Source organism: Pseudoalteromonas sp. SWYJ118 (assembly GCF_015864505.1).
Lineage (GTDB): Bacteria > Pseudomonadota > Gammaproteobacteria > Enterobacterales > Alteromonadaceae > Pseudoalteromonas > Pseudoalteromonas arctica.
In genome coordinates this window covers 316,184-330,316 of record NZ_JADYXC010000002.1, presented here as the reverse complement: position 1 = coordinate 330,316, position 14,133 = coordinate 316,184, and the positions used below count along the sequence as shown (strand labels likewise).

General features: G+C 37.7%; 11 protein-coding genes. 6 read left to right on the top strand and 5 right to left on the bottom strand.

Annotated elements, in window-relative coordinates:
• The first annotated feature begins 130 nt into the window (after positions 1 to 130).
• On the top strand, positions 131 to 955 hold the full coding sequence (locus I6F48_RS04155) for a M90 family metallopeptidase (protein WP_002961680.1): 825 nt from the start codon (positions 131 to 133) through the stop codon (positions 953 to 955).
• 105 nt (positions 956 to 1,060) lie between these two features.
• Positions 1,061 to 4,240: an amidohydrolase family protein gene (locus I6F48_RS04150; protein ID WP_197118879.1), complete on the top strand. Its 3,180-nt coding sequence runs from the start codon at positions 1,061 to 1,063 to the stop codon at positions 4,238 to 4,240.
• A 40-nt stretch (positions 4,241 to 4,280) separates the two neighbouring features.
• On the opposite strand, the gene I6F48_RS04145 is transcribed toward I6F48_RS04150, so the two are convergent.
• Complete coding sequence (locus I6F48_RS04145) at positions 4,281 to 4,853, bottom strand: TetR/AcrR family transcriptional regulator (RefSeq protein ID WP_197118878.1); 573 nt, start codon at positions 4,851 to 4,853, stop codon at positions 4,281 to 4,283.
• A 104-nt stretch (positions 4,854 to 4,957) separates the two neighbouring features.
• On the opposite strand from I6F48_RS04145, the gene I6F48_RS04140 reads away from it, so the two are divergent.
• Positions 4,958 to 5,434: an HPP family protein gene (locus I6F48_RS04140; protein ID WP_197118877.1), complete on the top strand. Its 477-nt coding sequence runs from the start codon at positions 4,958 to 4,960 to the stop codon at positions 5,432 to 5,434.
• A gap of 31 nt (positions 5,435 to 5,465) precedes the next feature.
• On the opposite strand, the gene I6F48_RS04135 is transcribed toward I6F48_RS04140, so the two are convergent.
• Positions 5,466 to 5,807 (bottom strand): hypothetical protein, encoded by a 342-nt coding sequence (locus I6F48_RS04135; RefSeq protein ID WP_002961684.1) that lies wholly within the window; start codon positions 5,805 to 5,807, stop codon positions 5,466 to 5,468.
• A gap of 150 nt (positions 5,808 to 5,957) precedes the next feature.
• Between I6F48_RS04135 and I6F48_RS04130 the strand changes: the two genes are divergently transcribed.
• Positions 5,958 to 6,710 (top strand): Nif3-like dinuclear metal center hexameric protein, encoded by a 753-nt coding sequence (locus tag I6F48_RS04130; RefSeq protein ID WP_010555099.1) that lies wholly within the window; start codon positions 5,958 to 5,960, stop codon positions 6,708 to 6,710.
• A gap of 24 nt (positions 6,711 to 6,734) precedes the next feature.
• On the opposite strand, the gene I6F48_RS04125 is transcribed toward I6F48_RS04130, so the two are convergent.
• From I6F48_RS04125 to I6F48_RS04115, 3 genes are all read right to left on the bottom strand, one after another.
• Complete coding sequence (locus tag I6F48_RS04125) at positions 6,735 to 7,499, bottom strand: YdcF family protein (protein ID WP_165740294.1); 765 nt, start codon at positions 7,497 to 7,499, stop codon at positions 6,735 to 6,737.
• Positions 7,500 to 7,553: 54 nt separating this feature from the next.
• On the bottom strand, positions 7,554 to 8,441 hold the full coding sequence (locus I6F48_RS04120; RefSeq protein ID WP_002961689.1) for a LysR family transcriptional regulator: 888 nt from the start codon (positions 8,439 to 8,441) through the stop codon (positions 7,554 to 7,556).
• A 412-nt stretch (positions 8,442 to 8,853) separates the two neighbouring features.
• Positions 8,854 to 11,223, bottom strand: coding sequence for a GGDEF domain-containing protein (locus I6F48_RS04115; RefSeq protein WP_197118876.1), 2,370 nt, complete (start codon positions 11,221 to 11,223; stop codon positions 8,854 to 8,856).
• A 290-nt stretch (positions 11,224 to 11,513) separates the two neighbouring features.
• Here I6F48_RS04115 and pyrC point away from each other — a divergent pair, with 290 nt between their 5' ends.
• Together pyrC and I6F48_RS04105 are read left to right on the top strand one after the other, a co-directional pair.
• On the top strand, positions 11,514 to 12,566 hold the full coding sequence (pyrC, locus tag I6F48_RS04110; protein WP_165740288.1) for a dihydroorotase: 1,053 nt from the start codon (positions 11,514 to 11,516) through the stop codon (positions 12,564 to 12,566).
• Positions 12,567 to 13,006: 440 nt separating this feature from the next.
• Positions 13,007 to 13,210 (top strand): cold-shock protein, encoded by a 204-nt coding sequence (locus I6F48_RS04105; protein WP_002961702.1) that lies wholly within the window; start codon positions 13,007 to 13,009, stop codon positions 13,208 to 13,210.
• The last annotated feature ends 923 nt before the right edge of the window (positions 13,211 to 14,133 follow it).

The window sequence follows — 14,133 nt, the reverse complement described above, 5'->3', positions numbered from 1 at the left end:
AAGTAATTTATAAGTAATCTATAAGCAATGCGATGTGAATTACTTTATATTCAAATACATAACCTTGTATGCTTGAAAAGCACGTGTGCTGGACATATTTATATACCATACCTTAGCTCAGGAAATCCCCATGATAAATGGACTGTTAATTGTTGTTTTAATTCTTTTTGTGGTGATTTTCTGGCGTTGGCCATCAATTCAAAACCGATTATGGCGCAGTAAATATAAAGACTTTGCTTTAAATTCGCAGCAAAAAGATATTTTACTGCGTTGCATGCCCATCTATAAAAAAATGACCGACGCCGACAGAGAAAAATTAGAGCGACATATTACGTGGTTTTTAAACGAAAAACGCTTTGTCGGTTGTGATGGCTTAAGGCTAACGTCTGCAATGAAGTTAATTGTTGCCGCCGATGCGTGTGTATTAGTACTCAATAAACCGTGGCCGTTATATAGAAATGTAAAAGAAATTTTATTATACCCAAGTGCTTATTATGCTCCGCAATCCACTCGCGATAGTGCAGGACTTGTGAGTTACCATAATACGGTAAGACTAGGCGAGTCATGGCCTGGCGGCACACTCGTTTTAAGCTGGCATGATGTACTTGAGGGTAATCGTTTACCAAGTGATGGACATAATCTGGTATTTCATGAGTTTGCGCATCAACTCGATCAAGAAACAGGTAAAACAACGGGCACACCCATTTTAAAAAGCTCAGCAGATTACAAAGAGTGGGGCCGAGTATTTAGCCGTGCTTTCACCCAGTTAAAAAGCCATGTTGCCTATAGCATGCCGCATGTTATTCACAGCTATGGTGCGACTAACGAAGCTGAGTTTTTTGCTGTACTCACCGAAACCTTCCTCGAAAAACCCGCAGAGCTTCGCCGATACGATCCTGAAATTTACAGTATGCTAGTTAATTACTATCAATTTGACCCTATTGTTTGGCATTAAACCTACATAAACCGCGCTTTATCATATAACGCTGGCAAGTTGCGTTTGTTTTTGTTGCAATCATGTGAAATAGTTTTTACTGCAACAATAACAAGCGAGAAACGCATGAAAAAAATGCTTCATACAGTATTGGCGCTGTCGGTGTCATTAGCGATAGGGCAGGTAAATGCCGCTGAAAAAGACGAACAAAAATGGCAAGTAGATTCACCTAAGGGGCAATTTGTTGACGCTGCAATTAGCGTTGAGCAGGGCACATGGATGAATATAGATATTAGCCCTGATGGTAAAACCGTGGTGTTTGACTTACTTGGCGATATTTATACTATGCCAATGAGTGGTGGTACAGCCACAAAGCTCACCTCTGATATTGCATGGCAAATGCAACCACGCTTTAGTCCTAACGGCAAAAGTATTGCGTTTACCTCCGATCAAGGTGGTGGCGATAACATTTGGATAATGGACTTAAATGGTGAAAATCAACACGCTGTTACCGATGAAACCTTTAGATTACTAAATAGTCCTGCATGGAGTCCTGATGGCGACTACTTAGTTGCGCGTAAACACTTTACAGCTAGCCGTTCATTGGGAGCAGGTGAAGTGTGGTTGTACCATAAAGCGGGTGGCAAGGGCGTACAGCTTACAAAACGCGAGAACGATCAAAAAGATTTAGGTGAGCCAATGTTTTCACCTAATGGTCGTTATGTATACTTTTCGCATGATGCAACACCCGGTAAAACCTTTCATTACTCAAAGGATTCTGTAGCGGGCATTTATAAAATTAAGCGCTACGACCGTGAAACGGGTGAAATTGAAACTGTAATCGATACGATGGGCGGTGCTATTAGGCCTACACCATCACCAGATGGTAAAAAGCTTGCTTATATAAAGCGTGATGACTTTCAAACTAGCTTGTATTTATATGACTTAACTAGCGGTGAGCACACTAAGCTTTACGATAAGCTTGAGCGAGATATGCAAGAAACATGGGCTATTCATGGTGTATACCCAACCATTGCATGGACCCCCGATAACGAAGAGTTAGTATTTTGGGCTGGTGGTACAATTCACAAGCTAGATGTTGCAGACAAATCCGTTAAAACCATTCCTTTTAAAGTGCAAACTACTAAAAAAATTCAAAAAGCGGTGCGCTTTACACAAAACTTAGATACTGATGAGTTTGATGTAAAAATGCTGCGTAATGTGCAAGTAAGCCCAGATGGCGAAACTGCAATTTTTGAAGCGCTTGGGCATATTTATAAACGTGATTTAGAGTCAGGTAAAATTAAGCGTTTAACAAAGCAAACTGATCATTACGAATTATTTCCACAGTACTCTCGCGATGGTAAAAAAATAGTTTACACCACATGGGATGATAACAAACAAGGGTCTGTAAGAGTGGTTTCTGCGCGCAGTGGTCGTGGCGATACAATTACTAAAGAGCCCGGGAAATATGTAGAGCCTGCGTTTAGTCCAGATGGGAAAACGGTTGTTTATCGAAAAGCCACGGGGGGCAGTATTTTAAACCCTAAATGGTCACTTAACCCTGGTATATATAGCGTAAGCGCAAAAGGCGGTAAAAGTGAGCTTATTTCAAAAAGTGGTTATCAACCACAATTTGGAGATGCAAACGATCGCGTTTTTATAATGAGTCCTTGGCCAAAACCAACGCTAAGTGTAGTTGAGCTTGAAAGTAAAAAAGTTCGTAAACTGTACGAGTCAGAACATGCGACAGAATTTAGAGTATCACCAGATGGGCAATATCTCGCTTTTGCTGAGCGATTTAAAGTATTTGTAACGCCGTTTGTTCAAAGTGGTAAAACAATTAATATTGGGCCTAAAGATAGTCAATTTCCAATAGAGCAGTTATCGGTACGTGCTGGTGAAAACATTAGTTGGAGCGCTAAGAGCAACACGCTTTATTGGACATTAGGGCCTGAGCTTTATCATGCAAGCCTTGAGGGGATGTTTGCTATTAACAAAGCCGAAGATGCCGACTTTAAAGTGAAAAGTGGCGATAATATCGGTTTCAGTAAAAAAATGGCAGAGCCTAAAGGTATGATTGCGCTCACTGGTGCAAAAATTATAACTATGGACGGCGAAAAGGTAATTGAAAATGGTGTAATTATCACTGATGGCAAGCATATTAAAGCAATTGGTACAGCCAGCGATATAAGTATTCCTAAAGGTGCTGAGGTTATTGATGTAACAGGTAAAACTATTATGCCTGGTATTGTTGATGCTCATGCACATGGCTCGCAAGCAAGTGATGAAATTATACCTGAGCAAAACTGGAAAAACTTTGCAGGTTTAGCGCTGGGTGTAACTACAATTCACGATCCATCAAACGATACCTCCGAAATATTTACCGCAAGCGAAATGCAAAAGGCAGGCATGATTGTTGGCCCGCGTATTTTCTCAACGGGTACTATTTTATATGGCGCAAATATGCCAGGTTATACGTCGCATATTGACTCGTTAGACGATGCTAAATTTCATTTAGAGCGCCTTAAAAAAGTAGGTGCATTTAGTGTTAAGTCGTATAACCAGCCACGCCGAGAGCAGCGCCAACAAGTTATTGAAGCAGGCCGGATGCTTGAAATGATGGTAGTACCAGAAGGCGGCTCATTATTACAACATAACTTAAGTATGATTGTAGATGGACACACAGGTATTGAGCATTCAATCCCTGTAGAGCACATATACGACGATATAAAGCAGTTATGGTCGCAAAGTGATGTAGGTTACACACCTACGCTTGTAGTGGCTTATGGTGGCATTTGGGGTGAAAATTACTGGTACGATAAAACTGATGTGTGGAATCACCCGCGTTTAAGTAAATTTGTGCCAAAAAATCAATTATTACCACGCTCTATGCGCCGCATTAAAGCGCCCGATCATCACTATAATCACTTTAATAACGCACGCGTTGCTGCTGAGCTGCAAGACCTAGGTGTATTAGTTAACTTAGGTGCTCACGGTCAGCGTGAAGGCTTAGGTGCACACTGGGAGATGTGGATGTTTGCACAAGGCGGAATGACATCACTTGAAGCTATACGTGCATCAACACTCGATCCGGCTAAGTATTTAGGGCTTGATAAAAACGTAGGATCACTTGAAGTTGGCAAGCTTGCTGATTTAATGGTTATAGATGGCGATCCGCTTAAAAATATTCGAGATTCGGATAAAGTAGATTACACCATGATCAATGGTCGATTATTCAATGCAGAGACAATGAGTGAAGTGGGTAAAAAAGAGCGCGAACCACTTTACTTCGAAAAGCTATAATTTATTTTGATCTTTCGAAAGCGGCTACATAGCCGCTTTTTTAGCTTTGTATTATGTGTTTTAGCAACGCAGTGCTTGGCATAATAAGTGGTTGAGTATGCATGACACGTGCTTGGCATATAAGTCCTTCCTTTAGAATAAATAATGTTTGTGCGACATTTTCGGCTTTAGCTTTATTGTTTTTTAGCTGAGGAGTGGCAAGTAAAGCGTTCAATATAATTTTAAGTACAGCTTGTTTATGTGCTTTACACTGTATTGCAATAGTATGCGCTGCGAGTGGATATTCTGCTGCTGCGTTTATAAAAAAGCACCCATTAAAATCGCCCAATTCCGGCACTGCACTATTAAACCAGCTCGTTAACCCTTTAAATAATCCATTAGCAACGTCAAGGGCACTTTGTTTTTCACAGACTTGTTCTAGCCAATTATTAAAGTTTTTATCACGCGTGGCTAAGCAAGCAAGTATTAGCTCATCTTTGCTTGCGAAGTGATTATAAAGCGTTTTTTTAGCGATACCTGAAACGGCTAGAATTTCATTAATACCCACAGCATGTAAGCCTTTGCTATAAAAGAGATTAAGTGCTGTTGTAATAATTTGCTCTCGTTTATTCATAAAACCCCTTAAATATTAGCTGAAAGGTATCTTGACATAAGTAGACAGACTTGTCTATCATTGCCAGGTAGACAAGTTTGTCTACTCTTATTTAAGGATGTAGCATGAATATTGAAGATATTAAATTAGCCTGTGTTGCTGGCTTTTTTTCAGTGCTAGTATTGGGTTTTTTATCTTGGCTAAATAATATAGGAGGCTATGGACTGTGGTTAATGGCACCTTTTGGCGCAACGGCAGTACTTGTATTTGGCATACCAAATAGCCCATTAGCACAACCAAAAAATGTGATTTTTGGTCATCTTTTAACAGCATTTGTGGGGATCGTTTTTGTAACTTATGTTGGTGACGGTAGTGTATCTATTGCATTAGCTGTTGGTTTTGCAATTACACTCATGATGCTCACTAAAACAGTGCATCCTGCGGCGGGTGCTAACCCTATTCTGATTATTGTATCTGGACAAAGTTGGGACTTTTTAATTATGCCAGTATTAGTCGGGACGATGTTCATTGTTATTTGTGGCTTTGCTGCAAAGTGGTTACTGTCTTCCTCGGTAAATCGCGCACATAAAAAAACCGCTTAACGCGGTTTCTTTTAAAAATCATAAATGTTGATTAAACAACACCACGCGGTAAGCGACAGTCATGATCTTTACGAGCTAAAATTACAATCCAAAGTTCTTCAGCTGTGTAACCTTCTTCGTTTTCGGTAACAACAGTGAATGGCGCTTTTTTCTGTGCTTTAACAGGCGCAGCTGCTTTTGGTTTTTTCGTTTTAGTTGTTTTACCAGAGTTTAACTTTTTAGTAAGCTCTGCTACGTCAGCTAGGCGTAAATTTTTACCGCCATCAATGCTGTACCAACCAGGTTTAGTTGTGATTTCAGGTTTTTTACCATTGGCAGTTTCGTACGCTGCTTCAAAGGCAGATAACACTTCTGTTTTGTCTAGTTTGCTCATCAGAGACCCTATACGTTGTGAACACAGATAAAGAAGCCGTATTTATACCTATTTTAAAACAGTTTTTCAATTTTTTGCGATTTTCCTTCCATTTTAGAGCTATAAACGCCAAAATTTGCACAAAATTCAGTGCTAAGTAAGGTAAGTTATATGCAACGTAGAGAATTTAACCAACTCCTAAATGACATTTTAAAACCTCAATTAATTAAAGATTTTTGCCCAAATGGCTTACAAGTTGAAGGTAAAAACGAAATTAAAAAAATTGTGACGGGTGTAACCGCAAGTCAAGCATTAATAGATGCTGCCATTGAGCAACAAGCAGATGCTATTTTAGTTCACCATGGATTTTTTTGGAAAGGGGAATCCCAACCAATAACGGGAATGAAAAAGCGTCGTATAGGTGCGTTATTAGCACACGATATTAATTTATTTGGCTATCACTTACCACTCGATATTCATCCAGCAGTTGGCAATAACGCGCAACTAGCAAAGTTATTGGATATTGAAATTGAAACAGGGCTAGAGCCAACTTCAAATAGCGTAGCAATGAAAGGGCGTTTAAAAACACCATTAAGTGGTGAAGATTTTGCAGATAAAATTGCAAAAGTGCTAAATCGAACCCCACTCACAAGTTTAGTACGTTCAACAAAAATTGAAACCATTGCACTGTGCACCGGTGGTGGGCAAGGGTATATTGATTTAGCTGCAGAGCAAGGCATTGATGCCTACCTAACAGGTGAGGCATCGGAGCAAACTATTCATAGCTCTCGTGAGCAAAATATTGATTTTTTTGCAGCTGGGCACCATGCAACAGAGCGCTATGGCGTAAAAGCTTTGGGTGAGTTGCTTGCTCAAGAACATGGCTTTGACGTCACGTTTATAGATATAGATAACCCTGTTTAGTAGTATCTGTTTCTTAGTGAAAAACTAAAGCGCTTCTGGGTTTGCCCAGCGGCGCACTGTGATCCATGCATTTCCAATTACTTCATGAGCATACTGCGTTACTACCATTAAAGCCTGAGCATTAGGTATAAATTGTTTATGCCACGGTAATACAGCAAAGTTATGGTAATCAGTGGCTGCGGTTATTACTTCAATACCTTGAGCATTAAATAAGTCTTTGGCGCGAGGCATGTGCAGCACAGATGTTACTAGCGCGACTTTAAAATCAACTAATTTAGGTGCTAATAATTTAGCTTCTGCTGCGGTATCCATCGCTTTTGGGTTTTGGAATATACGACTCTTATTAACACCTAAACTAATTGCCGTTTGATACATAAGCCCGCTATTAGTGGTATTTTGATAACCCCCGCCTGACACTATAAGCTCTGCATTAGGGTAGTGCTTTGCTAGCTTTACACCTTCTACTAAGCGCGTTAGCGCACAATTGCCTAATTGATTATTAGCACTGAGTGCAGGATTTGGGTTTATATCGCAACCTAGTACAACTATTTTGTCTATTTTTGGATGCTTTAGGGTATTAAATGCAAGCGACGCAGGTTCATTATTTTGGATAATTAAATTGGCGATAAAGGGTGTGCTCAATGCAAGTAATACAATTAAGCTTAAAGTAGATAAGAAGAGAGCTGATTTGCGGCCTTTAAATGCGAGTAGGAGCATCAGGCACGCAAATAAACCAAATAGAGGCAGTGGCATAAGTAAGCCACCAATCATTTTTTTAATAACAAACATAAGAGTTAAACGCTGTAGAGTTAATTACAGCGATATTACTCATTATATTGATGATTATCGACCGTTATTTAGCTTACACGTATTTAAAAAGTGACGATAAACAGGGTTATCTTTCATGTCTTTTTTCATCGCTAAATACATAGGACGAGTAAGGCCAAGAGCGCCCAAAGGAATTGATTTAATTAAGCCTTGGCTTTCATAAGGTGTAACTAGCCAATCAGGTAAAGCGGCAACGCCCATGCCGGCACTTACTAGTTGAAAAATAAGTAATCCTTGATCAACCGTTTTTAACGTACCGTCAAAACGTGCATTTTGAATGAAATGCTTAAATATATCTTGGCGTTCACGCGGGATAGGGTATGAAATAATAGTTTCGTTTTTTAAATCAAGCGCTGTTACATACGCTTTTTTAGCAAGTTCATGATCCGGTGCCACAATAAGCTTCAATTTAAAATCAAATAAGTGCGCGTATTCTAATGTGTCGGGTTCACGTATGTCAGATGTTAAAACTAAATCGAGCTCATCGCTTAGTAAGTCAGGAATAGCGTCGTAACTAAAGCCGCGCTCGTAATCAATTTTTATATCAGGCCAAAAGTTATTAAATTCTTTAATAGTAGGCAATAACCAATGAAAACATGCATGGCATTCCACACTTAAACGCAGTTGAGAAATAGGCTGATTTAAGCTTTCTTTCAAACGGCATTTAGTCGCTTCCATTTTTGGTAATATTTCGTGAGCTAATTCAAGTAATAGCATTCCCTGAGGGGTAAAGCGGACTGGTTGAGTTTTACGCTCAAATAATTGGCAATCTAATTTATTCTCTAAATCTTTGATTTGATGAGATAAAGCAGACTGTGTCAAAAATAACTCTCGTGCCGTATTAACCAAAGATCCTGTTTCTTTTAGGGTTGCTATGGTTTTTAAATGTTTAATACCAATCATCTTTAAAAATTCTCATGGGAAAAGTGAGTTCAGCTCAGATTAACCACATACTACGCCTATACAAAAAACGTTTCAACGTCTAGATGGCTAAAAGTTTGCGATTTATTGTGGTTTATTGCAGTTTGTTGCTATGAATCGCGAAAATATTAGAATTAGTAACGATAAAAGTCATTCAAAAACTGGTTTGATGAGTTTTAGATGAGTTTGCTTCATGTTGTATTTTAAGTATATCGATTGCGGTGTGCTTCACCTCAGTGTGAATTTTGACTATATAAATAACTGTGTGGGGTGGGGAATGGTTACTTTAGGTTGTGGTTTAAAAACTAAAGTCATTTTGCTTTTTAGCTTTAGTTTAGGTCAATGGATGAGTATATACGTAATACCTAAGCCAGCGACCAACTCGCTGGCTCTTTTATAAGGGCTTATTAATAAGTAATATGGCTTCTTTGGCTGTGACCGGTTTTGACTTTAAAAAACCTTGGCCATAGTCGCACGCGGTGGATTGTAAAATGGCTAATTGTTCAAGTGTTTCTATCCCTTCAGCAACAACCTCAAGTTTTAATGATTGCGCAAGTGATAAAATGGCTTCAACAAGTGGGTTTGTGGAATCTTGTAGGTGGTCAATAAAGCTTTTATCTATTTTTAAAATATGAATAGGCAGTTGGTGCAAGTAGCCCAGTGCTGAATAACCCGTTCCAAAATCGTCAAGGCACAATTTTACTTTTAAAGGTGAAAGACCTTCTATTATTTGAGTGGCGAGTTCTAGATTTTCTATTAAGCCTGATTCGGTAATTTCTAAACATAAAGAACCCAGAGGTAATTGGTATTTATTATAAATAGAATGTATTTGCGCTACAAAATCGAGGCTTGCAAAATGTCGTGACGACACATTAACTGTTACTTTCAAAAAGCGATGACCTTGCTGGTGCCAATTAGAAATCTGCTGAGCGGCTAAATCAAGTAAATGTAAATCAAGATTTATAATTTGCCCTGTAGTTTCAGCTATCGGTATAAAGTCATTAGGTGGTACAAATCCTTTTTTAGGATGATGCCAGCGCACAAGTGCTTCAAATCCGACAACTTCACTTGTGGTAATTGTAAAAATTGGCTGAAAATAGAGTTCAAATTCGTTGTGTTCTATACCGTGTTGCAAGTCGTTTTCGATATCGGCATGGGTTTTAAGTTTTTTACGCATCGTGTTATTAAAAAACTTAACTTGTCCACGCCCGGTGGATTTTGCTTCATACATAGCAGCATCAGCTTGTTGCAGTAATATATAAGCTTGATCGTTTATGTTGTCGGTATAGGCAATACCAATACTAGTAGAGGCTTGAAGTAAGTGGCTATCTACATTTAGAGGTTTTGCTAATGCGCTTTTAATTCTGTTTAAAGCTTCATTAACTTGGTTTTTATGTGTGATATTTTCCATGAAAATAGCAAATTCATCACCGCCTAAACGAGCAAATGTATCGGTGCTTCGTACTGTACTTTTAATTAAGTCGCATATTTTTATAAGAAAATGGTCTCCGACCTCATGCCCCAGCGAATCATTAATACTTTTAAAACGGTCAAAATCTAGATACAGCAGGGCATGGCTAGTACTTTTTTTAGCGCGCGTTAAACGTAAAATAGCATGCTTTATTCTCTCAATGAGTAATGAGCGGTTAGCAAGGCCGGTAAGCTCGTCATGCAATGCTTTATGCTCGAGCTCTTGTCGGGCTAGTTGTCTATCAATTGCCATACTTATTTGACGACTTACGTAAGTTAGAAGAGCGCTGTCGTGTTCGTTGTATTGCAGTGTTTTATCGTAGCTTTGTACAACAATAACACCGCTTATACGATCACTTGTTTTAAATGGAACACCCAACCAAGACTCTGATTGTCGACCTATCATTTTAAAATCACCGTTATCAATATGACTTTGAAAGGCATCTTTATTGAGTAATAAGGTTTGCTCTGTTTGCAGTAGGTAATATGAAGCAGTGTCTTTTAGCTGTTCTTTAGATATTTTTTGATGTGTTTTAGTGTTTATGCCTTCTTCGACTATATAAACAAGGTCAAGTATATCTACTTTTTTGTCATATAAAGCGATAAAAAAGTTATCAGCACGAAGTAAGTTATTGATAATTGAATGCAAGGCTTCAAAGAAGGTATCTAAGTCGTTAGCTTTGTAGGTTAGGTTAGCTATTTGTAATAAGCTATTTTCTAATTTTTGTGCGTTGTTAAGTTGCTCAACTGTTTTTTGTAAGTTATTTACCGTATTTACCTGGTTAATTTTAGCACTGAGTAAGTGGGCAACTGTTGTAAGAATTTCAAGGTGTGCGTTTGTAAAGTAGCCTTTAATAGGGTGCTCACAATCAATAACACCTAAAACTTGTTCTTTATATATAAGAGGGACGCATAGTTCTGATTGGGCAGGGCGCTCATCTGCGATATAACGGCTATCTTTTGTTACATCATCGATAACTACGGCTTTACCAGTAGTTGCAACAGCTCCAGTAATTCCTTCACTAAAACGTATTACTTTACGTTCGGCTTGATATTTGTCTCGGGCGTGAGCAATACCCATCGATGCAACTTGATTTAATGTATAAGCATTGTTATCGGCAAGGTAAATAACGCAATCAACAAATCCTAAACGGTTAACAACGTGCGTTGTAACATACTCAAATAGCTCGTCTAGTGTGTCTAGTTGCAATAAGCTTGATGAAAATTGATTAATAATACTCAGTTGATCAGTTTTTATCTCAAGTGCTCTTGAGGCATTATTTTTGTAAGACATAGGCAATTTATATTATTCTTTTTATTTTTAAATACGTAGCTAAGTTAACCTAATCTTAGATTTTGTACAAAATAAAGCGATGAGTGGTTTTAATTGGCTGTAAATTATTATGACGAATGACTTTAATTAATTGTAAGTAATAACAATGGCTAATCCCAATTGAATTGGAGTATTAAGCTTTAATTACACAACTCGGTAATGTCATCAACATATGCATTATTTTTAATAAAATCTTTACTCGAAAACATCATATGCCTATGATCGGATAAATTCAGCCTTGGAACAAAGTAATGACAAGCAATAATACAAACTCTGTAACAACCCTTACTATCACTCGCCCAGATGACTGGCATGTACATTTACGTGATGGCGACCAGCTAAAGGATACTGTACGAGACATTAGCAGATACATGGGTCGCGCTATTATTATGCCAAACCTTGTTCCGCCGGCAACATGTACTGATACCGCTCTTTCTTATCGAGAACGTATTATGGCAGCAGGCCCACAAGGTGCCTTTGAGCCTTTAATGGTACTTTACCTTACTGATAAAACGACACCAGATGAAATAAAGAAAGCAAAAGCAACGGGTAAAATAGTAGCTGCAAAATTGTATCCTGCTGGCGCTACAACCAATTCTGATTCGGGTGTTACATCAGTCAAAAATATTTACCCGGTTTTAAAAGCAATGCAAGAAGTAGGTATGTTGCTGTTAGTACACGGAGAAGTTACTGATTCATCAATCGATATTTTTGACCGTGAAAAAGTATTTTTAGAGACGATTTTAGGGGATGTGGTAAGTGACTTTCCTGAACTTAAAATTGTACTAGAGCATATTACAACTAAAGATGCAGTAGAGTTTGTAGTTAATGCACCTAGCAATGTAGCAGCAACAATTACAGCTCATCATTTACTTTATAATCGTAATCATATGTTAGCGGGTGGAATTCGCCCACATTATTACTGTTTGCCAATCCTCAAACGTAACATTCACCAGCAAGCATTAATGGCCGCAGCTATAAGTGGAAATAAAAAGTTTTTCTTAGGAACTGATTCTGCACCACATTATAAAGATAAAAAAGAAGCTGCTTGTGGTTGTGCTGGTGCATATACGGCTCATGCCGCTATTGAGTTATACGCTGAAGCATTCGAAGACGCAGGAGCTTTGGACATGCTTGAAGGATTTGCAAGCCACTTTGGTCCTGACTTTTATGAGTTGCCGCGTAATGCCGATACAATAACATTACAAAGAAAACCATGGGACGTACCTGCAAGTTATACCCTAGGCGACTCTGAAGTTGTGCCTATAAAAGCAGAAGATACTATTGATTGGTCTGTTAAATAGTTAATATTTTATATTTAAACCAAAAGCCGCTTAATTTTTAAAGCGGCTTTTTTGTTTGTATTTTTGATGTTATTGAAGCGTTGTTTGACAGTATTGCTGTTGTAGAGGGCTTTTATACGCGTTTATAGCAATATATATTACAATAATACTTTATAGTTTTTGCTTGGAAATTAGTCAGTTAAAGGCGATTTAAAACAAATTTATATTTTTAATAAATAATTCCCAATTAATAGAGCGAAAAAAAATATAATGTGTTAATCTTACCTTGCTTTGAGTTTTTATGTATTGAATTTACGGATATTGTGCTGCGTTTAAGGTTACCGGTTAGGTTATTACTTGTTCCTGTACTGTACCTCCATATTTTTGAGCATTGACTCAGGGAGGATATTGCCATAATAATATGGCTGAATTTTAATTATTGACTTACAGGAAAATTTAGTATGTCGGTTACTGGTAAAGTAAAGTTTTTCAACGAAGCTAAAGGCTTTGGTTTCATTGAACAAGAAAATGGTCCTGACGTGTTTGTACATTTCAGCGCAATCACTGGTTCTGGTTTTCGCACTCTTAGCGAAGGTCAAGCAGTGACATTCAGCATCAAACAAGGTCAAAAAGGCCCTGAAGCTGAGAACGTAGAAGCAGCATAATTTATTATGTGAACTCTAGTTCATCTTGGTGAAGCAGGTCTCTGTTTCACCATAATTCCTCTCTATGTACATAATTAATAAAATCCTTCTTTTTAAATCCTTGAACACAAATTTCATATATTCTTAAATCTTCTATTTTAATACAAACCCAAAATTCAATTATCTGAATAACTTATACAATCGAACCACTTTCTATCGCATTTAAAACATCCCTTACAATTTATCCAACTGATCCGATACTTATATACATAAAAATGATGCCAAATAACAATCTGTGTAAATTTTAGTGTAAGTCTTGCTAGTGCAATCAGGTTGAAGTTTTGTACTTTAACTATAAATGGGCAAGGGAACCTCTATAGGCCTCTGATAGCTTATTATGGAAGCGTTAGGCATCATTTATAGTCCATTATTATTAAAGTTGAGCAACTTTTTGTGATTAACTTTGTTACTAAATAAATTTAACTGTTAAATAGTATTAATGAGCACTCTAAAGCGGTAAATGTAACTCGTCTAATTATCGAAAGCTATTTGGCTATTTCAGGCCTTGCTAAAAGAAACTTATTATTACTATTTATGGGAAACACGTTTTATAAATGGCTTTAGGTATTGCGTGCATAAAGCAAGGTGGGCGGTATTAGAGATTATCCAGTGTTGTTTTTTTGTGCGACAAATGGTTTGTTTTTTCAGATGAAGTGTTATTGGGGAGATAAAATGTGCTGAAATCGTTTAAAAAATAACTTTTGTTATATCTATCTATATTTTTTTTTGTTTTTTTTCAGTGCGAATTCAGCTTTGGCTAAATGTTGCAATAATGTTGTTTTATGTCAGTACAATGCGAATAAATACACCCCTCAAAAGGCTTTAATCGAAATATTAAGCAAAAGCTTAGTTGCAATAATGTTAACAGTTGTGTGCTAGTACTT